Origin of the sequence: Streptomyces viridochromogenes DSM 40736, from assembly GCF_000158955.1 — a bacterium.
In the GTDB taxonomy this organism is placed as follows: Bacteria; Actinomycetota; Actinomycetes; order Streptomycetales; family Streptomycetaceae; genus Streptomyces; species Streptomyces venetus.
The window spans coordinates 4634304-4654097 of the sequence record NZ_GG657757.1 but is presented as its reverse complement, the minus strand read 5'-3'; the positions used below and the strand labels follow the sequence as shown (position 1 = coordinate 4654097).

At 71.8% G+C, this 19794-nt stretch carries 22 protein-coding genes; 11 read left to right on the top strand and 11 right to left on the bottom strand.

The annotated features are described in order from the left end of the window. Window positions 1–4: 4 nt before the first annotated feature. From SSQG_RS20500 to SSQG_RS20480, 5 genes are all read right to left on the bottom strand, one after another. The gene (locus tag SSQG_RS20500) at window positions 5–1405 is read right to left on the bottom strand and encodes a sensor histidine kinase (protein WP_003991735.1); all 1401 of its coding nucleotides are present in this window, start codon (window positions 1403–1405) and stop codon (window positions 5–7) included. Further along, window positions 1402–2184, bottom strand: a complete 783-nt coding sequence (locus tag SSQG_RS20495; RefSeq protein ID WP_003991734.1) for a response regulator transcription factor — start codon at window positions 2182–2184, stop codon at window positions 1402–1404. Before SSQG_RS20495 ends, SSQG_RS20500 begins: the two co-directional genes overlap by 4 nt. A 248-nt stretch (window positions 2185–2432) precedes the next feature. Continuing rightward, window positions 2433–2846 carry a PepSY domain-containing protein gene (locus SSQG_RS20490; RefSeq protein WP_039935250.1) on the bottom strand — a complete coding sequence of 138 codons (414 nt, stop codon included), beginning with the start codon at window positions 2844–2846 and terminating at the stop codon, window positions 2433–2435. Window positions 2847–3055: 209 nt separating this feature from the next. Continuing rightward, a complete protein-coding gene (locus SSQG_RS20485; protein WP_003991732.1) occupies window positions 3056–4054 on the bottom strand; it encodes an aldo/keto reductase family protein in 999 nt (332 codons plus the stop codon). Window positions 4055–4129: 75 nt separating this feature from the next. Next, window positions 4130–4705, bottom strand: coding sequence for a TetR/AcrR family transcriptional regulator (locus tag SSQG_RS20480; RefSeq protein WP_003991731.1), 576 nt, complete (start codon window positions 4703–4705; stop codon window positions 4130–4132). Window positions 4706–4797: 92 nt separating this feature from the next. On the opposite strand from SSQG_RS20480, the gene SSQG_RS20475 reads away from it, so the two are divergent. After that, window positions 4798–5628 carry an oxidoreductase gene (locus SSQG_RS20475; RefSeq protein ID WP_003991730.1) on the top strand — a complete coding sequence of 277 codons (831 nt, stop codon included), beginning with the start codon at window positions 4798–4800 and terminating at the stop codon, window positions 5626–5628. Window positions 5629–5854: 226 nt separating this feature from the next. Here the strand turns inward: SSQG_RS20475 and SSQG_RS20470 are convergent, their stop codons facing one another. After that, the gene (locus tag SSQG_RS20470) at window positions 5855–6541 is read right to left on the bottom strand and encodes a DUF2848 domain-containing protein (protein ID WP_039933231.1); all 687 of its coding nucleotides are present in this window, start codon (window positions 6539–6541) and stop codon (window positions 5855–5857) included. Window positions 6542–6689: 148 nt separating this feature from the next. On the opposite strand from SSQG_RS20470, the gene SSQG_RS20465 reads away from it, so the two are divergent. The 3 genes from SSQG_RS20465 (at window position 6690) to SSQG_RS20455 (ending at window position 9296) form a co-directional block, all read left to right on the top strand. Next, the gene (locus tag SSQG_RS20465; protein ID WP_003991728.1) at window positions 6690–8066 is read left to right on the top strand and encodes an MFS transporter; all 1377 of its coding nucleotides are present in this window, start codon (window positions 6690–6692) and stop codon (window positions 8064–8066) included. Between the two features lie 76 nt (window positions 8067–8142). Next, the gene (locus SSQG_RS20460; protein ID WP_003991727.1) at window positions 8143–8946 is read left to right on the top strand and encodes a carbon-nitrogen hydrolase family protein; all 804 of its coding nucleotides are present in this window, start codon (window positions 8143–8145) and stop codon (window positions 8944–8946) included. Further along, window positions 8943–9296 carry a cupin domain-containing protein gene (locus tag SSQG_RS20455; protein ID WP_003991726.1) on the top strand — a complete coding sequence of 118 codons (354 nt, stop codon included), beginning with the start codon at window positions 8943–8945 and terminating at the stop codon, window positions 9294–9296. Before SSQG_RS20460 ends, SSQG_RS20455 begins: the two co-directional genes overlap by 4 nt. Before the next feature lie 35 nt (window positions 9297–9331). On the opposite strand, the gene SSQG_RS20450 is transcribed toward SSQG_RS20455, so the two are convergent. Next, complete coding sequence (locus SSQG_RS20450) at window positions 9332–9979, bottom strand: GntR family transcriptional regulator (protein WP_003991725.1); 648 nt, start codon at window positions 9977–9979, stop codon at window positions 9332–9334. Between the two features lie 76 nt (window positions 9980–10055). After that, window positions 10056–11027, bottom strand: a complete 972-nt coding sequence (locus SSQG_RS20445; RefSeq protein ID WP_208865720.1) for a bile acid:sodium symporter — start codon at window positions 11025–11027, stop codon at window positions 10056–10058. Window positions 11028–11282: 255 nt separating this feature from the next. On the opposite strand from SSQG_RS20445, the gene SSQG_RS20440 reads away from it, so the two are divergent. Next, window positions 11283–12056 (top strand): polysaccharide deacetylase family protein, encoded by a 774-nt coding sequence (locus tag SSQG_RS20440; RefSeq protein ID WP_003991723.1) that lies wholly within the window; start codon window positions 11283–11285, stop codon window positions 12054–12056. On the opposite strand, the gene SSQG_RS20435 is transcribed toward SSQG_RS20440, so the two are convergent. Both SSQG_RS20435 and SSQG_RS20430 read right to left on the bottom strand, forming a co-directional pair. After that, complete coding sequence (locus SSQG_RS20435; RefSeq protein ID WP_003991722.1) at window positions 12016–12507, bottom strand: ATP-binding protein; 492 nt, start codon at window positions 12505–12507, stop codon at window positions 12016–12018. The two genes, SSQG_RS20440 and SSQG_RS20435, sit on opposite strands and share 41 nt — an antisense overlap. A 119-nt stretch (window positions 12508–12626) precedes the next feature. Further along, the gene (locus SSQG_RS20430) at window positions 12627–13757 is read right to left on the bottom strand and encodes an ArsR/SmtB family transcription factor (protein WP_003991721.1); all 1131 of its coding nucleotides are present in this window, start codon (window positions 13755–13757) and stop codon (window positions 12627–12629) included. 118 nt (window positions 13758–13875) lie between these two features. On the opposite strand from SSQG_RS20430, the gene SSQG_RS20425 reads away from it, so the two are divergent. From SSQG_RS20425 to SSQG_RS42170, 5 genes are all read left to right on the top strand, one after another. Beyond that, complete coding sequence (locus tag SSQG_RS20425) at window positions 13876–15081, top strand: amidohydrolase (protein WP_003991720.1); 1206 nt, start codon at window positions 13876–13878, stop codon at window positions 15079–15081. Then, window positions 15078–15887 (top strand): amino acid ABC transporter permease, encoded by an 810-nt coding sequence (locus tag SSQG_RS20420; protein ID WP_039933229.1) that lies wholly within the window; start codon window positions 15078–15080, stop codon window positions 15885–15887. The genes SSQG_RS20425 and SSQG_RS20420 overlap by 4 nt, the downstream gene beginning before the upstream one ends. Continuing rightward, complete coding sequence (locus SSQG_RS20415; RefSeq protein ID WP_052310318.1) at window positions 15884–16663, top strand: amino acid ABC transporter ATP-binding protein; 780 nt, start codon at window positions 15884–15886, stop codon at window positions 16661–16663. The genes SSQG_RS20420 and SSQG_RS20415 overlap by 4 nt, the downstream gene beginning before the upstream one ends. A 58-nt stretch (window positions 16664–16721) precedes the next feature. Continuing rightward, complete coding sequence (locus SSQG_RS20410; RefSeq protein ID WP_052310317.1) at window positions 16722–17594, top strand: substrate-binding periplasmic protein; 873 nt, start codon at window positions 16722–16724, stop codon at window positions 17592–17594. Between the two features lie 220 nt (window positions 17595–17814). Next, complete coding sequence (locus tag SSQG_RS42170; protein ID WP_003991717.1) at window positions 17815–18621, top strand: hypothetical protein; 807 nt, start codon at window positions 17815–17817, stop codon at window positions 18619–18621. Here the strand turns inward: SSQG_RS42170 and SSQG_RS20400 are convergent. Then, window positions 18605–19210 carry a TetR/AcrR family transcriptional regulator gene (locus tag SSQG_RS20400; RefSeq protein WP_039933228.1) on the bottom strand — a complete coding sequence of 202 codons (606 nt, stop codon included), beginning with the start codon at window positions 19208–19210 and terminating at the stop codon, window positions 18605–18607. The two genes, SSQG_RS42170 and SSQG_RS20400, sit on opposite strands and share 17 nt — an antisense overlap. Window positions 19211–19296: 86 nt before the next feature. Here SSQG_RS20400 and SSQG_RS20395 point away from each other — a divergent pair, with 86 nt between their 5' ends. Then, on the top strand, window positions 19297–19722 hold the full coding sequence (locus SSQG_RS20395) for a DUF1707 SHOCT-like domain-containing protein (protein WP_244299185.1): 426 nt from the start codon (window positions 19297–19299) through the stop codon (window positions 19720–19722). Window positions 19723–19794: the final 72 nt, after the last annotated feature.

Sequence of the window (19794 nt, the reverse complement as noted above, 5' to 3'; positions counted from 1 at the left end):
ACTTCTATCGGCCGGCGACGAGCCGTGTCGGGTGGATGGCGACGGGCCGCAGGCGTACGCGGGCGTCGAGGCCGCTGCCGGGGGCGGGATCGAGGGTGATGGCACCGCCGGAGGCGTCGACGAGGTGGCGGACGATGGGCAGGCCGAGGCCGGTGCCGTCGTGGTGGGTGTCGGAGGCGCGCCAGAAGCGGTCGAAGGCGCGCCGGCGTTCTGTTTCGCTCATGCCGGGGCCCTGGTCGATGACGTGCAGCTCGATGCCGTGGGGCACGTGGCGGACGGCCAGGGTGACGGTGCTGCCGGAGGGTGCGACGCGAAGGGCGTTGGCCAGCAGGTTGTCGATGATCTGTTCCAGTGCGCCCGGGATGGCCCACACGTGGCCTGCCGGTCGCCCGGTGGTGGCGATACGGACGTCGTGTTCGGCGGCGAAGGGAGCCCAGGTAGCGGCCCGATCGGCGACCACGGCGTCGAGGTCGGAGGCTTCCGGGGTGGTGGCGGCGGATTCGAGGCGGGCCAGGGAGAGCAGCCCCTGGATCATGCGGCCGAGGCGTTCGGTCTCGCCGATGGCTTCGTCCAGGCTGTCGTGGACGGCCGGGTCGAGGTGGGGTTCGAAGTTCTCCAGCCGGATCCGCAACGCTGTCAGGGGGGTTTTGAGCTGATGGGAGGCTTCGGCGGCGAAGGCGCGCTGAGCGGCGAGGAGGTGTTGCAGGCGGGTCGCGGTGTGGGTGAACGAGGCGGCCAGGCGTCGCAGTTCGGGCGGGCCGAGGTCGGTGGCGGGCAGGTGGGTGAGGGTGCCGTCGGCGAGCTGGGTGGTGGCGCGTTCCAGGGCGTGGACGGGGCGGATGATCCAGCGGGCCAGTGCCAGGGCGATCAGTGCCGCGGCCGCCAGCACGCCCAGGCCGGTCAGGGCGAGGGTGAACCAGATGTCGCGGACCCGGCCGTCCAGCACATCGGTGGGGTAGCTGAGCCGCAGGGCGCCGCGGATGGTCTCGCCGGAGGAGCCGGGGACGGTGACGTAGCGGGTCTCCGTGCCGCTGTCCGGGTCGGGTGAGGTGCCGACGGTGGTCCGGTTGCGCAGGGCGGTGGCGATGTCCGGCTGTGCGGACAGGTCGGCCCCGGCGGGGGTGGTGGAGGCCGAGTCGGTCAGGACGGCGCCGGTGCGGTCCACGACGACCACTCGGGCTCCGGTCCGCTCGGCGTATTCCGTGGCCAGCTCGGGCAGTTCGTCGGTGTTGTTCTCCTCGATGCGTTCCTCGGCGAGTTCGGCCAGCATTCCGGCGTCCCGCTCCATGCTGTTGGACAAGCGGGACGTTTCCGCGCGGGCGAACAGAAGCCCGAAGGGAATCTCCAGACCCAGCAGGACGAGCAGGACCAGCCCGAGATAGCCGGCCAGCAGACGCCGGGTCATGTCCGTGCCTCCTGCCCCGCACCGTGGGGCGGCGCTGCGGCATCAGGAGTGTGGAGGCGGAAGCCGACCCGGCGGACGGTCTCGATCCAGGCGGGATCGCCCAGCTTGCGGCGCAGGGCGGCCACGTGCACGTCCAGCGTCTTGGTGGGGCCGAAGAAGTGCGGGTCCCACACCTGGTCGACGATCTGCTGACGCGAGCAGACCGCGCCCGGGTCCAGAGCGAGATAGGCCAGCAGGTCGAATTCCTTCGGGGCCAGGGCGATGGCAGCACCGTGGAGGCGGACCTGGCGGGTGCGGCGGTCGATGACCAGCGGGCCCACCGCCTGCGCCGCGTCCACGGGCGTGGGGTCGGGGGCGGACGTGAGAACGGGGTGGTGGTGGCCTGGTCCGGCCGCGCTGCCGGGAGCGTCGGCACCTGCCCCGGTCTGCGGGCGGGTGCGGCGGGTGACCGCGCGAATACGGGCGACCAGTTCGCGGACACCGAACGGCTTGGCCATGTAGTCGTCGGCGCCCAGTTCGAGGCCCAGGACCCGGTCGATCTCCTCACCCCGGGCGGTGATCATGATGATCGGCACGTCCGAGCGCCGGCGCAGGGCCCGGCAGACATCGAGACCGTCCATGTCCGGCAGGCCCAGGTCGAGCAGCACCATCTCCGGCTCGGGAGCGGCCAGCGCCGCCGAGCCGGTGCGCGCCCGCTCGACGGTGTACCCGTAGCGGGCCAGGCCCTCGGCCAGCGGGCCGGCGATCCGTTCGTCGTCTTCGATGAGCAGCACCCGCATGGCGTCAGGCCCACACCCCCACCACTCCGCGGCCGTGATCACACCAACCCGTCCAAGTCATCCGGCCAAGTCATCCGGCCAGTCTCTGTTACGCGTTCGGGGACACGTCCGCTCAACGAAGACGGCCGGGCCCGTCGGCTACGGGCACCTTCGGCTGAAGGCACCTTCGGCTGCGGGCACCTTCGGCTGACGGCACCTTTTCCGCGGCCGACGGTGCCCGACACGGCCCAGCCTGTCGGTGGGCGGGATCAGTCGTCGTCGCCGGCCTCGTCCTTGGTCTTGACGACCTTGTAGGTCTTCGGGTCGAGGTAGACCTCCACCTCGCTGCCGTCGGCCTTCTTGATCTCCACCGCGTACGTGCCGGGGTTCTCGGCGTCCTCCTCGGACTTGACCACCTTGCCGGGGAAGGCGGCGAGCGCCGCGGCCTCCGCCTTCTGCTTGGCTTCACCGGTCAGCGGGGTCTCCACCGGGTCACCGCCCTCGCCGCCCTCGGCCTGCGCACCACCGTCCGCGGCCTGAGTGCCGCCGCCGGCCTGGCCGGCGGCGGCACTGTTCGAGGACGAAGCGGAATCGCCGGAGTCCGAGCCACCGCAGGCGACCAGTCCGACCAGCAGGGCGGCGGTGGACACAGCGGCGGCCAGGGCCCGCTTGGAAGCGTTCATGTCGAAGATCTCCAAAAGAGTCGGGGACGTGAACGACCCTAGAAACGGGGACTCAAGCAAGAGGCCAGAGAGCAGCCAGGAAACCGATAAGAAGCGCCCAACCTTCAGCCGTTGGACAACTCCGACCATGCGCGCTCGGTGGTCCTTCGTACGGGCCTGGTCTGCCTGGCCTTGCGTCGGCGGTCGTCGGCGGGATGGCAACCGCTGCGTCAGCGGTGCTTGATACCGGCCTGGGCGGCGGGGGCGAGGGTGGGTCCGGTGACGGGGACGTCGCCGAGGGCCTGGTCGACGGCGGCCAGCAGGTCGTCGGACAACTCCACCCCGGAGGCGGCGGCATTGGCGTGGACCTGCTCGGGGCGGGAGGCGCCGGTGATCGCGGAGGCGACCTCGTCGCGGCGCAGCACCCAGGCCAGCGCCAGGGTGGGCATGCTCATTCCCGCCTCCTCGGCTATGGGAACCAGGCGCTGCACGGCCTCCAAGGTGGCTTCGCTGTAGACGAGGTCCTGCGACACCGCCATCTCCGCGCTGGCGAACCGGCTCCCTTCCGGGACGGGCTGCCCGGGCTTGTACTTGCCGGTGAGGACGCCCTGGGCGAGCGGTGACCAGACGATCTGGGAGATGCCGTTCGCGGCGCACAGGCCGAACATCTCGGCCTCGGGGGCCTGCCACAGCATGGAGTACTGCGGCTGGGAGGAGACGAACAGGTCGGGACCGGCGATGTCGATCGCGGCCTGGATCTGTTCGGGGGTCCACTCGCTGAAGCCGAGGTAGCGGGCCTTGCCCTGCTCGACGACCTTCTGGAACGCCTCGATGGTGTCCTCGATCGGGACGGTGGGGTCGAAGCGGTGCGCCTGGTACAGGTCGACGTAGTCGGTCCTCAGGCGGGTGAGGGAGGCGTCGATCTGCTGGGCGATCTGCGCCGGGGACAGGCCCTGGTCGGCCGGGTCGTCCGACATGGGGAAGAAGACCTTGGTGGCCAGGATGTAGGAGTCGCGGGGGCGGGAGGAGAGGATCTCGCCCCAGGCCGTCTCCGCGGCGCCCCGGCCGTAGACGTTGGCGGTGTCGAAGAAGTTGATGCCCGCGTCGAACGCCGCCTCGGTGCAGGCACGGGTCTGGTCGGCCTCGATGCCGCCGGAGTAGGTGAGCCAGGAGCCGAGGGAGATCTCGGAGACCTGAAGGTCCGAGCTGCCGAGTGTGCGGTACCGCATGGGTGCTCCTCTGGGAACGGGTGGGTGATCAGCGTCGCAGGGCGGCCGGGTTCAGGGCGGGGTTGCCCTCCACCCTCAGATGTCGACAGGCCGGGCTCGGGTGGTCAGGCCCGGGACGACGAGCGTGAGCCAGCGGGCGCGGGCGGCGGGGGGCTGGTCGGTGGGGGCGGTGGAGAACAGCAGGTAGATGTCGTTGACGGTGACGTCCGGGTGGATGTCCCCGTCGGCCTGACCCGCCTGGATGAGGGCGGCGACGGCTGCGCTCGCGCGCTCCTCGGTGTCCCGGTCGCCGGGTTCCGCGCCCAGGGCCTGGGCAGCTGCCTTGACGGCGCGGTCGGTCACGGACGCTTCGACCACGCGGCCGAGGAACGCGGTGAGCTCGTCCAGGGCCCGGGTACCGGCGGTGACGCGCTCGAGTGCGGCCTGCGCGTCGTCGGCGACCCGGGCGACGAACTCGGCGACGACGGCCGCGACCAGGTCGGTCTTGGTCGGGAAGTGCCGGTACAGGGTGCCCACGGCCACGCCCGCGGCGGCGGCTATCTCGTCCATCCCGACCTCGGGCCCGTGCGCGGTGATCTGCTCACTGGCGGCGCCGAGGATCTTCCTCCGATTGCGGACCGCGTCGGCGCGCGGCGCCCTGGCCTGGGTCATTGCGATGTCCCTGCCCTTCCCCTTGCACAAAGGTGAACCACGGTTCAGGATAGATGGTGAACCGAAGTTCATATTAGTTGTGAGGACCCACCATGCCGACCAAGTCCGCCCTCGTCACCGGTGCCTCCTCCGGCATCGGCGAAGCCACCGCCCTCAAGCTGCAGGACCTCGGATACACCGTCTACGGGGCCGCCCGCCGCACCGACCGCCTTCAGAAGCTCGCCGACCGCGGCATCCGCCCGCTGGCCATGGACGTCACCGACGACGCCTCCATGCGTGCCGGCATCGACCGCGTCGCCGCCGAAACCGGCCGCATCGACGTCCTGGTCAACAACGCCGGCTACGGCTCCTACGGCGCCATCGAGGACGTCCCCCTGGACGAGGCCCGCTACCAGTTCGAGGTCAACGTCTTCGGCGCCCTGCGCCTGACCCAGCTCGCCCTGCCCCACATGCGAGCCCAGCGCTCCGGCACGGTCGTCAACATCACCTCGATGGGCGGCAAGATCCACACTCCGCTCGGCGGCTGGTACCACGGCACCAAGTTCGCCCTCGAAGCCCTCAGCGACTGCCTGCGCCTGGAGGCCAAGCCCTTCGGCATCGACGTCGTCGTCATCGAACCCGGAGGCATCGCCACCGAATGGGGCGCCATCGCCGCCGACAAGCTGGAGAAGTCCTCCGGCAGCGGTCCCTACGCTCCCCAGGCCACCGCCGTCGCCGCCTCCCTGCGCTCCGAAGCCAACGCCGACCGCAACTCCCCGCCCTCCGTCATCGCCGACGCCATCGCCAAGGCCGTCACCGCCCGCCGCCCCAAGACCCGCTACGCCACCGGCTTCGGCGCCCGCCCCCTCATCGCCCTGCGCCGCATCCTGCCCGACCGCGCCTTCGACGCCGTCATTTCCCGCGCGGTCGGCACGTCCCGCTGATCCGCTGGTCGGCCCACAGCCAGGCGCGCCCTGTCGCGCCGCACCACATCACCTGGCACACCAGCCAGGCCCTCCACGGCTCATCGCGCCTTCATCAACGACCGGCGCTGTCGCCTTCGTCCGCAACGCCCACCTGGACGTCCTCGCCACCAACCGGCTCGCCCGTGCCCGGTACGAAGAGGCGCTCGACACCGCCGAGCAGCCGCCCGGGCGGCCTCCCGCCCCGTCAGCCGATCGGTGCCGGCATCGGCCGGACGTCGTAGTGGAGGCGGATCGTGTCGCCGGTGGTGGGGTCGGCCAGTTCCACGCTCCAGGCGTCGGCGAACTGGTCGACGCCCGGGGTCATGGGGATGGTGCCGGAGATCAGGACGGTGCCGGGGGTGAGCGCGTCGCGTGAGCGCAGGACGTCGAGCCAGTAGGCGGGGGCGAGGAGTTCGGCGAGCGTGCCGTGCTGGATCTCCGTCGAGGTGCCGTCGTGGGTGACCCAGGCGCGCAGGGTGAGGTCGTCGAGGCGGGACTCCACGTCGGCCAGGCGCCAGGCGCGGCGGGCGAGGACGTCGGGGCCGGCGTTCTTGCTCCAGGCCACGCCGTGCACCTCCAGGTCGCGGTCGGTGTGGTCACAGGCGGCGGTCAGCAGCAGCTCCCCGTCGCCGGCCACGACGAGCGCCCATTCCGCCTCGCCGGAGGTGTGCCCGTGCTGCGCGTGGACCCGGTCGGTCTGCTGGGCGAGGTAGGGGGAGACGGGGTAGAGGGCGGGCGTGACAGAGGGGCCGGGCACGCCCAGCTCGGCGAGTTCCGCGACGTGCGCGGCGACGTCCTCCTGGCTGCGCCCGGCGTACCCGGCGTTGAGGACCTGGACGACGTCGACCTCGCGTGTCGTTCCGTCGGGCAGTTCGAAGGTCAGCACGGCCATGAGGCACTCCCAGGGATCGGGTAGCGGTCCGCGGATCGGCATTTCTCCGCGGTTAACTTCTCGCGCAGGGGTTGCGCATACGACCTGTATACAAGAAGTATGCCGGAAGGTCGATGTCCCCCGGCCTCCCCCAGCAAGGATGGGAACCATGTCCGACACCCCGAAGGACGACACGAAGGACGACGCCCGGGCGTCCGACCGGCGCTCCGGCGTCCGCCGGGCCTTCGTCGCGAGCCTGACCGGCACGGCCCTGGAGTGGTACGACTTCGCCGTCTACTCCGCCGCGGCCGCCCTGGTCTTCGGCGACCTGTTCTTCCCCTCGGAGGACCCGCTCACCGGCACGCTCCTCGCGTTCTCCACGTACGCGGTCGGCTATGTGTCGCGCCCCCTGGGCGGCTTCGTCTTCGGCCGCCTCGGTGATGTGATCGGGCGCAAGAAGGTGCTGATCGCCACACTGGTCCTCATCGGCGCGGCGACGTTCCTGATCGGCGTCCTGCCCGCGTACTCGACGGTCGGCGTGGCCGCCCCGATCGCCCTGGTCGTGCTGCGCTTCGCGCAGGGCGTCGGCGTCGGCGGCGAGTGGGGCGGCGCCGTCCTGCTGTCCAGCGAGTTCGGCGACCCGCGCCGCCGCGGCTTCTACGCCTCCGCCGCCCAGGTCGGCCCGCCCGCCGGCAATCTGCTGGCCAACGGTGTTCTGGCCGCCCTCGGCGCGGTGCTCACCGAGGCGCAGTTCGAGTCATGGGGCTGGCGGGTGGCGTTCCTCTTCTCCGGCGTTCTCGTCGCGTTCGGGCTGTGGATCCGGGCGAAACTGGAGGAGACCCCGGTCTTCAAGGCGATGGAGGCCGAGCACTCCCGCCCCGAGGCACCCGTCCGCGAGGTGTTCACCACGCAGCCCCGCGCCCTGCTCGCCGCGATCCTCTGCCGCGTCGGTCCCGACGTGCTCTACGCCATGTTCACCGTCTTCGTGCTGACGTACGCCACCCAGGAGCTCGGCATGTCACGCGGCTCCGCCCTCGCGGCCGTGCTCATCGGCTCCTCGATCCAGGTCTTCCTCATGCCGCTGGCCGGTGCCCTGTCCGACCGGATCAACCGCCGTCTGCTGTACGGCGGTGCCGCGGTGGCCGCCGGGGTGTGGCCCTTCGTGTTCTTCTCGATGGTCGGCGCCGGCACCTGGCTGCCGCTCGCCACGGGGGTCGTCGTGGGCCTGGTGATCCACTGTTGTCTGTACGGTCCGCAGGCCGCGTTCATCGCCGAACAGTTCACTCCCCGGCTGCGCTCCACCGGCTCCTCCCTGGCCTACACCCTGGCCGGGATCATCGGCGGCGCCGTCGCCCCGCTGCTGTTCACCAGCCTGCTGAGCGCCTACGGCAGCTGGGCCCCGCTGGCCGTGTACATCGCCCTCGCCTCGGCCGTCTCCCTCGTCGGCGTCTGGCTGGGGCGCGGCCCCGAGGCCGCCGTCGAGGAGGACGCCGCGCTCGCCGCGCCGAAGGCGCCGCATCCGGCGGACGCCACCCCGTCCCACTGACCCAACCGACCCCACCGACCTCGACGTCCCCTGATCCCGACTTCCACTGACCCCGACTTCGGAGGAGGACCGCATCGTGCGGATCGCCCTGAGCCAGCTCACCACCGGCCCCGATCCCGGGAAGAACCTCCGGCTCGTGGAGGAATGGACCCAGCGCGCGGCGGACGCCGGAGCCCGTGTCGTCGTCTTCCCGGAGGCGTCGATGGCGTGCTTCGGCACGCCGCTCGCACCGCTCGCCGAACCCCTCGACGGTCCGTGGGCCGAGGGCGTGCGGCGGATCTCCCGCGCCACCGGCACGGTCGTGGTGGCCGGTATGTTCACCCCTGCTCCCCGGGGCCGGGTGGCCAACACCCTGCTCGCCACCGGGCCCGGGGTGGAGACGTCGTACGACAAGATCCACCTCTACGACGCCTTCGGCTTCCGCGAGTCCGACACCGTCGCCGCGGGGTCCACCACGACGGTCATCGACGTCGACGGCGCACGGCTGGGCCTGGCCACCTGCTACGACGTCCGGTTCCCGGAGCTGTTCCGGGCGCACGCCGACGCCGGAGCAGTCGCCACGCTGCTGGCCGCCTCCTGGGGCGCCGGGCCCGGCAAGCGCGAGCAGTGGGAGCTGCTGGTGCGGGCCCGTGCGCTGGACGCCACCGTGTGGCTCGCCGCCGTGGACCAGGCCGACCCGGGCGCGGGCTCCGGCTCCGGCTCCGGCTCCGCACCGACCGGGATCGGGCACAGTCTCGTCGTCGGACCCGACGGGACCGTCCGGCACGCGCTGGGTGCCGAGCCCGAGCTGCTGGTGGCGGACCTGGACGTCGACGAGGTCGCCGCGGTCCGGCGGCGGACCTCCGTGCTGGCCAACAGGCGCCCGGAGCTGTGGCGATGAGCAAGCCCGAGCTGGAGTTCCACCTGCCCGACGGACCGTGGCGGATCCCGGCCGGTGCCGGTCCCGGCGTCGAGGAGCGCGTCCTGGCCGACGACCCCGGGCGCGGATCCCGCACGGCGCTCGTCCGCTGGGCGCCGGGCACCGACACCTCGGCGGACGGGGTGACCCGCCACGACTTCTGGGAGGAGGTCTACCTCGTCGAGGGCGCGCTGCACGACCTGACACTGGGCCGGACCTTCACGGCCGGCATGTACGCCTGCCGCCCGCCCGGGATGCCGCACGGGCCGTGGACGTCCCCCGAGGGGGTCACCATGCTGGTGATCACCTACCCGGAACCCGGCCGGCGATGATCGACAGGCGTCAACAACGCTCGTGATCAATACACCTAGCCCGCGAGCAGCACCTTGAGGGTCGACTCCAGATGGTGGTCGATGGCGGTGCACGCGGCCTGCGCGTCACCGGCCTCCAGGGCGTCCAGGATGGCCTCGTGCTCCTCCAGCACCGCTTCCTGACGTCCCTGCTGGTTGAAGAGAGCGACCACTCCGGCACGGACCTGGCGGCTGCGCAGGCCGTCGTAGTGCCGGTCGAGGAGGGCGTTGCCGACGGCGGAGACCAGGGCCGAATGGAAGCAGTGGTCCACGGCGATGAACTCCCGGGCCTGGTCGGCTCCGGTGAGCTCGCGCTGCCGTTCCAGCAGGGAGCGCAGCCCCGCCACCGGCGCCGCTCCCTGGGCCACGAGCTGCTGGGCGGCGTACCGCTCGACGATGCCGCGCAGCTCCATGAGCTCGCGGATCTCCCGTCCCGTCAGGGGCGCCACCCGGGCGCCCCGCTTGGGCACCAGCTCGACCAGGTCCTCGGCCGCCAGCTGGAGCAGCGCTTCCCTGACCGGCGTGCGGGAGACGCCGATACGGTCCGCGAGCTCCTGCTCCGACAGGAAGGCGCCCTGCATCGCGGGATCCGTCAGCACCGTGTCCTTGAGATACGCGTACGCCTTCTCCCGACCGGACGTCACCGCAACCCCCAGCTCTCGCATACAGCTTGTATACGGACGCTACCACGCGGCTTCGGCGCGAGTTCGAGCCTCGTCGCCCCAGGAAACCCAGGGGGGATCAGGGCACGGCGGGCTCGTGCACGGCCGGTTTCCCGGCCGGTACGAGGCGCGGGACGACACGGACGTAGACGACCATGCCGAGGACTTCGACGAGGGTCTGGGTGACCACGACGACCGCGGCGACGGCGAGGGAGTCGGGCAGCGCCAGCGCCAGGGGCAGTACGACGAGCGAGTTGCGGGTCGCTCCCGTGAAGACGATGGCCCGTCCGGCCGGGACGCCGAGGCGGAACAGGCGGGCCACGGCCTTCCCTGCGAACGCCATGACCACGAGGAACGCCGCGTAGAAGGGGATGACGGCGGCGACGTCGGGGAGGCTGTCGCCGAGCTGGGGGACCTGGGAGGCGACCACGGTGACGAGGGTCGCGGCCATCAGCGGCACCATCGTGGTGGTCGCGGCGGCGGAGACCCGCTGCCCGGCCGGACGGCGGGCGGCCCATGCCTGAAGGGCCCACGCCAGGGCGAGCGGGATGACGATCAGGACGGCGAAGGCCTCCACGAACGGGCCGGCATCCACGGTGCCGGCCAGGCCGGAACCCATGAACAGGTAGAGGAATCCCGGCAGGAGCAGCATCTGCGCGACCAGCAGGAGTGGTGTCGCGGCCAGCAGGCGGCGGCTGGAGCCCCCTGCCAGGCCGGAGAAAACGATCACGTAGTCGACGCACGGGCACAGCAGCACCAGCAGCACCCCGACCCGTACGGCCTGGTCGGAGGGCAGAAAGGCGAACATCGCCGCGACCACCGACGGCACCACCACGAAGTTCACCACCAGGGCGGCCGTGAGGAACCGGCCGTCGCGCAGGGAACGGACCAGCTCGGCGGCCGGGACCTGGAGGAAGGTGACGAACAGCAGCGCGCCCAGGACGGGGTTGACGGCGTGCTCCAGGGCGGGGCCGGCGTCCGGGGCGAGCCATCCGAGCAGCCCTCCGACGGCCATCGCCACGAGGTAGATCGCGACCTGGTGGTGTTCCATCCGCTCGACCGGGCCCCGCGGTCCCTGCTCAGGCACTTCCGCTTACTCCCTCGTCCTTCTGCCCTTCTCGTCCGGCCTCCCCCATGACCGTCGCACGTCCATCCTCGCGCCGAGGCCGGGCGAGTTGTCCGCGGACTCCCCCGAGATTGTCCGTGCTCGGTAACGGACGCATCCTCCGGCCCCCTCCGCTCGTCCTGCCAGGTGGTCACAAGGTGACCGAGGAGCGGCGAGCAACTGGGCGAAGGCGGGGCGGACATGGCACGGCACGGCGGCGGGCGGGGCTGGTACGGCAAGGTGGTCGGGGCGGCGCTCGGGGTGACGATGCTCGCCACCGGTGCGTCGGTGTGGACCGCGCAGGCCGGTGCCGCGGGCGCCTCGTCGCCGAAGGCGACCGCGTCGGCCGCGCCGGGCGGTGCCGTCAAGCCGGTCGCGGTGACCATCGCGCACGCCTCGGACAAGGGAGCGCGCGGCGTCAACCTCACCATCGACGACGGTCCCGACCCCGTGTGGACGCCCCAAGTGCTGGACGTGCTGCGGGAGTACGGGGTGAAGGCCACGTTCTGCATGGTGGGGGAGCAGGCGCAGGCCCACCCCGACCTGGTGAAGAAGGTGGTCGCGGCCGGGCACCGGCTGTGCGACCACTCGGTGTCGCACGACACCACCATGGACAGGAAGTCCGAGGCCTACCAGTCGCAGCAGATCCTCGACGCCGAACGCATGATCACCAAGGCGTCCGGGGGCGTGCGGCCCATGTACTACCGGGCGCCCGGCGGGGCCTTCACCCCCTACAGCCGGGGGCTCGCCGCCTCCCGGGGCATGCGCCCGCTGGGCTGGAACGTCGACTCCAAGGACTTCGAGCGGCCGGGCACGGACGCCATGGTGGCCACCGTCGAGCGGGAGCTTCCGAACGGGCCGACGATCCTCTTCCACGACGCGGGCGGCGACCGTTCCCAGACCGTCGAGGCCCTGCGCCGGCTCCTCCCCTGGTTCAAGGAGCAGGGCTACTCCTGCGGCTTCCCGGTGCGCTGAGCACCACGGTCTCCGCGGTGGGTCTCTCCACGGCGCAGGGCAGCTCGACCCAGACGGTCTTGCCCCCGTCGTCGGTCCGCTCGGTGAGCACGACCCCGTTCAGTTCCTCCAGCAGGGCGTGCACGATCCGCAGACCGCGGCCATGGGTGGCCTCGGTGCCGCTGTCGCCCGGGGCGGGGCACTCGGGGTGGCCGTCGTGGACGCCCATGCGGAGCCAGGTGCCGTCGCACAGTTCCAGCACGACACCGACCCGCTCCGTGGCCGCCGACGCGTGCAGCACCGCGTTGGTCAGCAGCTCCGAGGCGATCAGCCGTATCGCCTGGGCGGCCTCGCCGCCGGCCGGAACCCCCCAGCCGCGCAGGACGTCCAGGACGGCTCGGCGGGCGAGAGGGACGTGCTCCGGCCGCGCCGGGATGTGCAGGGACCGGGTGCTCCGGGCTTCGGCGTTCATGGTGTCCGGGCTCCTCGTGCGGTTCCGGGTGGGAGGCGCCTCGCGGCGTGAGAGAACGCTAGGAGAGCCGTGCCCGCCGCCGGCGACGGTTGCCGCGACGCCGGTAAGTCTCGGGCGGTTCAGTGGAACAGCGCGGTGAGCAGGTCCTCGCCGATGCTGCGTACCCGTTCCAGGTGCAGCTGGTAGTACGCCCGGCGGCCGTCGCGCTCGACCGTGACGAGGCCGGCCTCGCGCAGCCGGGCCAGATGGCGGGAGACCTGCGGCAGGGTCATGCCGCTGCGGTCGGCCAGGGCGGAGGGGGTGAGGGGCTCCCGGGCGATGGCGCGGGCGATGCGCTGGCGGCCCGGGTCCCGCATGACCTCGAGGCGGCGGTGCACCACCGCGTAGCCGGGCTGGTCGTCGCCCTCCGGCACCAGCGGGTACTGGACGACCGCCGTCAGCCCCGGTTCGTGCTTCACCAGCAGGTGGGGCCGGCCGAAGGCGGACGGTACGACCAGCACCGGGGTGGTGGCGGCGTTCACGATTCCGTGGTGGAACTTGTCGAAGACCACGCGCGGCGGGTCGTCCCGGTACGACGCCGTGGAATCCAGGTCCGCCAGCGTTCTGCCGGGACCGCTGTGCTCCAGGGAGTCACGCAGTCGCGGGAGCTGCCCGGCGATCATGCGGGCCGCCCTGGCGAGATCCGGTTCCAGGGCCCGGGCCGCCTGGGCCAGCAGGTCGAGGAGGTCGGCGCGCAGGACGTCCGGGGCGTCGAGGAGCCGGCGGGCGAGTTCGGCGCGGGCGGTGGAGCGCTGCTCGGCCGCCGTCAGCAGGCCCTCGCGCTGCGCACGGTCGTCCAGCACCCGGTCCAGCGGGGCGCCGGAGTTGCCGCCCCGGATCGCGTATCCCGTGAACTCGGCGAAGAGCGGCAGCGGCAGCTCCGCCAGGTCGGTGAGCTCGGCGTCGAGGGGCCGGTCCCCTGAGACGCCCAGCGGGAACAGGTAGCGGGCCCGGTACGAGGCCCACAGCGGCGCCCAGTCCCTGATGCGCCGCCTCAGGCCGGGGGTGAGAGCCGAGGCGGGCGCCCCGTCCCGCGTGGGTCCCCCGCCGTCGGGGGCGTCCGTGTCGAGCCCTCGGACCCAGCGGAGCGCACGCGGATGGTGCTCGGCCTCCGTGTAGGCGTGCAGCGCCGCGCCCAGTTCGGCGAGCGGCGAGGCACCCGCGGACACCCGGGAAGGGGAGGCCCCGGCGAGCGAGACGACGACGCTCATGGCCACCTCCGGCAGGCCGGGAAGGTCGCTTACCGCGACCGCGACAACCATTGTAGGTACGGCCTCCGGCGAGCTCTACGGTTCCGGCAATCCGACCGAGCCTCCCCCCGGAGTCGCCATGAATCAGCCCGTCCCCGCCGACCTTCGCGCCGCGGTACAGGAGCGCCGCTCCCTGCTGGAGCAGCTCAGCCTCGATCTGCACACGACACCGGAGACCCGGTTCGAGGAGCACTACGCGGCCGAGCAGTTGGCCGGCCGGCTCGCCGCCGCGGGCTTCGAAGTGAGCAAGGGCGTGGCAGACCTGCCGACGGCCTTCACCGCCACCCACCGGGGGCCGGTGGACGGTCCGACGGTCGCGGTGCTGCTGGAGTACGACGCGCTGCCCGGCATCGGTCACGCGTGCGGGCACAACCTCATCGCGGCCGGCGGACTGACCGCCGCCGTCGCCGCGGCCGCCGTACGCCCGGACCACCCCGGCACGCTCATGGTGATCGGCACCCCGGGCGAGGAGGGCGGCGGCGGCAAGATCCTCATGCTGGAACGCGGCGTGTTCGACGGCGTGGACGCGGCGGTGATGTTCCATCCGGGCGACCGCAGTCTGATGGCCCGGCACGCACTGGCCGTCTGCCATCTGCGGCTGACGTTCCACGGTGTGGCCGCGCATGCCGCCAAGATGCCCTGGGACGGCCGATCCGCCGCCGCGGGCGCCCAGTTGTTCCTCACGGCGGTCGACTCGCTGCGCCAGTTCGTGCCGCCGACCGCCCGGGTGCACGGGATCATCGCGCACGGCGGCAGCGCCCCCAACGTGGTGCCCGATCGCGCCGAGGTGGACCTCTTCATACGCGAGGCGACCTCCGCCGCCCTGGACGCGCTGGTGCCCCGGGTCCTCGCGGCCGCCGACGGAGCGGCGCTCGCCACCGGCACGACCGTCGAGACGGCGGAGACCGCGCCGCGCTACGCCGAACGCAACGACAACCTGGTGATGGGCCGGCGGATCGCCGCGTACACCGCCGGCCTCGGCCTGGAGCTGGAACCGCCGTCCCCGGCCAACCCGGCCGGTTCCTCGGACATCGGCAACGTCTCGATCAAGCTCCCGGCGATCCACCCGTACGTGCAGATCGGCCCGCGCGACACCCCGAGCCACTCCGTCCCGATGCGTGAGGCCGCCCGCAGCCCGCGGGCGCACACGGCGGCCACGACGATGGCGACGGCCATGGCCGCGCTCGTTCTCGACCTGCTCGCAGACCCGGAGTTCCTCGCCGAGGTCCGTGCCGAGTTCCACGCGTCCGCTCTGTGTTCCACCGCTGGTCAGGAGTCGTCATGAGCTCCTCGTCGCCGCCCGGCCTCGCCTCGGACGCCCTGCTCAACACGTTCTTCAACTGGGACCTGATCGCCCAGACCTTCCCCCGCCTGATCACCGAGGGGCTGCTGAACACCCTGGTCATCGCCGCGGGCGCGATCGTCCTCGGCGTCGCCATCGCCCTGCTGGCCGCGATGCTGCTGCTGTCCGAGCGCCGGCTGGTGCGGCTGCCCGCCCGGATCTACGTCGACGTCTTCCGCGGCCTGCCGGTGATCATCACGGTGATGCTGGTCGGGGTGGGCCTGCCCGCGGCCGGGGTCCGCCCCTTCGGCACCGACCCCTTCGGCTACGCGATCCTGGCGATCGGCATCATCTCCGGCGCCTACACCGCGGAGATCTTCCGCTCCGGCATCCAGAGCGTCGACCCCGGCCAGCTGCAGGCCGCCCGCAGCCTGGGCCTCAGTTATCTCAAGGCGATGCGTCTGGTGGTGGTGCCGCAGGGCATCCGCCGCGTACTGCCCGCCATGGCAGGCCAGTTCGTCAAGGACATCAAGGAGAGCTCGCTGGTCTACCTGCTCGGCCTCGCCGCCGGGCAGCGCGAGCTGTACTTCATCGCGCAGGAGGAGGTCGCCCGGACCTACAACTCCTCGCCTCTGATCGCGGCGGGCCTGTGTTACCTCGCGCTCACCATCCCGATGACCTACTTCGTCAACCACCTCGACCGGCGGCTGCGCGAGGGTCCGCGCCCCGGGCCCCTCCCCGCTCCGGCCGATCCCGACCTGCCCAAGCCCCCGCTCCAGCCCGCCGGAACCGAAGGAGGAGGCCGATGACCGCCCCTCGGAACACGATCGGCCCCGTGGCCACGAGCCCCGCCACCCCCGTCGCCCTGCGGATCGCCGGCCTCAGCAAGAGCTACGGCACCACCCCCGTGCTGCACGACATCGACCTCGATGTGCGGCGCGCGGAGACGCTCTGTCTGATCGGCCCCTCGGGCTCCGGCAAGTCCACCCTGCTGAAGTGCCTCAATCTGCTGGAGCAGCCGGGCGCCGGTGACATCTGGCTCGGCGAGACCTGCCTGACCGCGCCGCACGCCGACGTCGATGCCGCCCGTGCCCGTATCGGCATGGTCTTCCAGCACTTCAACCTCTTCCCGCACATGAGCGTCGAGCGCAACGTCACGCTCGCCCTGACCTCCGTCAAGGGCATGGGCCGCGAGCAGGCCCGTGTGGTCGCCCGACGCCACCTCGACCACGTCGGCCTCGCCGCCTTCGCCGACCAGCGGCCCGGCCGGCTGTCCGGCGGGCAGCAGCAGCGCGTGGCCATCGCCCGCGCGCTCGCCATGGAGCCGGAGCTGATGCTGTTCGACGAGGCAACCTCCGCGCTCGACCCCGAACTGGTCAAGGACGTGCTGGCCGTGATGCGGGATCTCGCATCGGGCGGCATGACCATGGCCGTCGTCACCCACGAAATGGGCTTCGCCCGGGAGGCCGCCGACCGCGTCGCCTTCATGTGCGACGGCCGTATCGCCGAGATCGACACCCCCGACCGGATCTTCGAGCGCGCCGACCACCCCCGGCTGCGCCAGTTCCTCTCCCAGGTCCTGTGAACCTCACCCGGGCCGTCATCTCCACACCGTCGTGAACCCTCACCAGAAAGACCGGATCATGCGCCTCACTTCACGCAGACCACTGCTCGCCGGCGCCGCGGCCGTCACTCTCGTGCTGTCCCTCGCCGCCTGTGGCGGCGGTGCGGCGGCGGACCCCGCGAGCAGCAAGTACGAGCTCGTCCAGGACGGTGTGATCACCGCCGCCACCCAGTCCGAGCAGCCGCCCTTCGCGATCACCGACGCCAAAGGCAGGCCCACCGGGTTCGCCGTCGAGCTGATGAACGAATCCGCGAAGCGCCTGGGCCTGAAGGTCCAGTACAAGACCACCACCCTGCAGGGCATCCTCGCCGGGCTGTCGGCCGGGCAGTACGACGTCGGTGTGGCAGGCGTCGGCGCGACCGCCGAGCGCAAGAAGTCGGTCGCGTTCACCACCCCGTTCTACTGGGGCTTCACCGACATCCTGACGCCCAAGGGCGGCCGCCAGAACGCCGTGTCGGACTTCGACGGCAAGCGGGTCGGCGCGGTCAGCGGGTCCGTGCAGGAGGACTTCGTCCACCGCGAGATGAAGCGGGTGAAGCTGGTGAAGTTCAAGGACCAGACCGCGCTGATCACACAGCTGCTCTCCGGAGGTATCGAGGCGGCCGTTCTCGGCGGCGCCAGCGCGGACGCGTACGTCGCGAAGGAGCCGCTGCGGATCGCCGTGAAACTGGAGAGTCTCCAGGGCAGCGCCTTCCCGATGCGCAAGGACGGCGATCCCGAGCTGCTCAAGGACATCGACGAGCAGATCGACGAGATGATCGACGACGGCACCTACATCAAGCTGTACCGGAAGTACTTCCACGACCCGATCGCCGCCGACCTGGTCAAGGAGCGCCCGAAGCTGACGAAGCAGATCATGAAGAACCCGGACCTGGATCCCAGCCGGCGCTGACCCCGCGGTGGGGGCGTCGCCCTGTCCGGGGCGGCGCCCCCACACGCACGTACTCACCTGACGCAAGGCGGCGCGTCGACGAACTGTCCTCCATGGCCGATGTGTTGCCGTGTCACGGCTGTGCCACCGCGGTGTCCTGAAGGGAAGACGGGGGTGACCTGCGGGCCCCGGGGCCCCTCATAGTCAGTACAGCACCCCACCTCGGAAGGAACCTCCCGTGATGAACCGCCACCTGCGCAGGACCGTCGTCGCCACCGCCGCGCTCACCGCCGGGCTGCTGATGACGGCGTGCCAGAACGGCACCGACGACACCTCGTCCGGCAAGAGCGGGACGGGCTCGGCGGCGGTCGCGGAGAAGGCGTCGGGGTCCAAGAACTCGAAGGGCGTCAGCGGTTCGTTCAAGAACGGCAAGGTCACCTATCTCGCCCCGGGCAAGTTCATCGTGTCCGTACCGGGCAAGGGCGACCAGCAGTTCCTGGTGGCCGACGACACCGAGGTCTACGGCGGCGGCACGATATGCGGCGACGCGGGGTCCAAGGTGGACGCGCCGTGCACGCCGGACCAGTTGGAGGCGGCTGCCAAGAAGGCCGCCGTGAACGCCGACGTGGAGATGAAGGACGGTGTCGCGACCCTGGTCACCGAGCGGCGTACCGCCCAGCAGGGCTCCGGCTCCGGCTCCGGCTCCGGCTCCGGCTCCGGCTCCGGCTCCGGCTCCGGCTCCGGCTCCGGTGAGACCGTCGTCGACGGCATCAACAAGGGCAAGGGCGTCAACGGAACGTGGTTCGGCAACGTCTCCTACCTGGCACCGGGCAAGTACACGGTCTCCGACATGAAGGGCGTCGAGCAGCAGTTCCTCCTCGCCGAGGACACCAAGATCCTGGGCTACGGCGACATCTGCGGTGACGAAGGCGGCCAGGAGGGCACCGAGTGCACCGAGGCCGATCTGGAGACGGCCGCCAAGAAGGGCGTCAGCGCCGAGGTCGTGATCAGCAACGGCATCGCGACCACCATCACCGACGACCACTGAGCCGTTCCCCTGGCGAGTCGCGGGCCGTGACGAGCGCGTCGAGCGCCCGGTCCAGCGCGACGAGCAACCGCTCGTGCTCCTGCGGGGTGTACAGCATGCGCAGGGCCAGGCCGTCGGACAGGGCGATCACCGCGTCGGCGACGGCCGCCGCGTCCGTGCCGTGCCCGGCGGTCTCCAGCCAGGCGGCCAGGGCCTGACGGACGTCCTGGTCGACCTGGCGCCGGATGGCGGCGAGGCGGGGGTGGTGTGCCGCGTGGACGGCGAAGGCGAGTTGCGCGGTGGCCTCGGCGCGGCGCTCGGCGTCCACGGGGAGGGTGGTGAGGATCAGCTCCCGCAGCGCCCGGCGCAGCGGGAGCGTGGTGTCGACGCCCGCCATGCGGCGCTCGATGCGCTCCCCGGCCAGCTCGGCGGCGAAGGTGAGCATCTCGTCCTTGGTGCGGAAGTACTTCTGCACGGCTCCCGGGGAGCGGCCGGTGGCGGCGGCCACGGTGCGCACGCTGACCTCGTCGAGGCCCCGTTCGGAGACGAGTTGGAGCAGGGCCGCACCGATCTGCCGGCGCTGTTCCTCCCTGTCGACGGTCTTGGGCATCGCTCGCACTCCCCTTTTCAGGATACGGTCGTATTCTAAAAGCTGTCGAGGCCATGTGCCTCCACGGTGCAGGAAGGGGGACAGCAGTGGACGACCGAGGTGAGCCCGCCATGCCGGCGGTGCGGGTGTCGGACCGTGAACGCGACGCGGCGCTGCAGGTGCTGGCGGCGGCGCTGGCCGAGGGGCGGCTGGACACGTCCGAGCACGAGGTCCGGTCGCGGAGCGCGTTGCGGGCGCGTACCGCCGACGAACTCGCGGCGCTGACCGCTGACTTGCCCGGGCCGACGCCGACCCGCTCGGAGCAGGAACGCAAAGACCTCCGTGAGTGGCTGGCCGAATGGCGCTACTGGCTCGGCGGAGCGGTGATCATGTCCGGGGTCTGGGGTGTGCGCTGCGCACGGGAGGGCGAGCTGACGTACTACTGGCCGGTCACACCGCTGGGCGTGTGGGCGGCCGTGCTCATCGCCATCGCCGTCTGGCCCCGCGACGACGGGGGCCCCGAGAAGGGCTGAGGCGTGAACGCCCGTCAGGTGCGGGCCGGAGGCGTCCGGCCCGCACCCGCCTGGTCCCGGCTACCGGTTACC

Coding starts and splice junctions, on each gene's coding strand:
- SSQG_RS20420 (WP_039933229.1), top strand. CDS start 15,078: ATGAGCTCCTCGTCGCCGCCCGGCCTCGCCTCGGACGCCCTGCTCAAC.
- SSQG_RS20495 (WP_003991734.1), bottom strand. CDS start 2,184: ATGCGGGTGCTGCTCATCGAAGACGACGAACGGATCGCCGGCCCGCTG.
- SSQG_RS20450 (WP_003991725.1), bottom strand. CDS start 9,979: ATGCGAGAGCTGGGGGTTGCGGTGACGTCCGGTCGGGAGAAGGCGTAC.
- SSQG_RS20480 (WP_003991731.1), bottom strand. CDS start 4,705: ATGACCCAGGCCAGGGCGCCGCGCGCCGACGCGGTCCGCAATCGGAGG.
- SSQG_RS20475 (WP_003991730.1), top strand. CDS start 4,798: ATGCCGACCAAGTCCGCCCTCGTCACCGGTGCCTCCTCCGGCATCGGC.
- SSQG_RS20455 (WP_003991726.1), top strand. CDS start 8,943: ATGAGCAAGCCCGAGCTGGAGTTCCACCTGCCCGACGGACCGTGGCGG.
- SSQG_RS20440 (WP_003991723.1), top strand. CDS start 11,283: ATGGCACGGCACGGCGGCGGGCGGGGCTGGTACGGCAAGGTGGTCGGG.
- SSQG_RS20485 (WP_003991732.1), bottom strand. CDS start 4,054: ATGCGGTACCGCACACTCGGCAGCTCGGACCTTCAGGTCTCCGAGATC.
- SSQG_RS20400 (WP_039933228.1), bottom strand. CDS start 19,210: ATGCCCAAGACCGTCGACAGGGAGGAACAGCGCCGGCAGATCGGTGCG.
- SSQG_RS20470 (WP_039933231.1), bottom strand. CDS start 6,541: ATGGCCGTGCTGACCTTCGAACTGCCCGACGGAACGACACGCGAGGTC.
- SSQG_RS20490 (WP_039935250.1), bottom strand. CDS start 2,846: ATGAACGCTTCCAAGCGGGCCCTGGCCGCCGCTGTGTCCACCGCCGCC.
- SSQG_RS20430 (WP_003991721.1), bottom strand. CDS start 13,757: ATGAGCGTCGTCGTCTCGCTCGCCGGGGCCTCCCCTTCCCGGGTGTCC.
- SSQG_RS20465 (WP_003991728.1), top strand. CDS start 6,690: ATGTCCGACACCCCGAAGGACGACACGAAGGACGACGCCCGGGCGTCC.
- SSQG_RS20415 (WP_052310318.1), top strand. CDS start 15,884: ATGACCGCCCCTCGGAACACGATCGGCCCCGTGGCCACGAGCCCCGCC.
- SSQG_RS20500 (WP_003991735.1), bottom strand. CDS start 1,405: ATGACCCGGCGTCTGCTGGCCGGCTATCTCGGGCTGGTCCTGCTCGTC.
- SSQG_RS20425 (WP_003991720.1), top strand. CDS start 13,876: ATGAATCAGCCCGTCCCCGCCGACCTTCGCGCCGCGGTACAGGAGCGC.
- SSQG_RS42170 (WP_003991717.1), top strand. CDS start 17,815: ATGAACCGCCACCTGCGCAGGACCGTCGTCGCCACCGCCGCGCTCACC.
- SSQG_RS20435 (WP_003991722.1), bottom strand. CDS start 12,507: ATGAACGCCGAAGCCCGGAGCACCCGGTCCCTGCACATCCCGGCGCGG.
- SSQG_RS20410 (WP_052310317.1), top strand. CDS start 16,722: ATGCGCCTCACTTCACGCAGACCACTGCTCGCCGGCGCCGCGGCCGTC.
- SSQG_RS20445 (WP_208865720.1), bottom strand. CDS start 11,027: ATGGAACACCACCAGGTCGCGATCTACCTCGTGGCGATGGCCGTCGGA.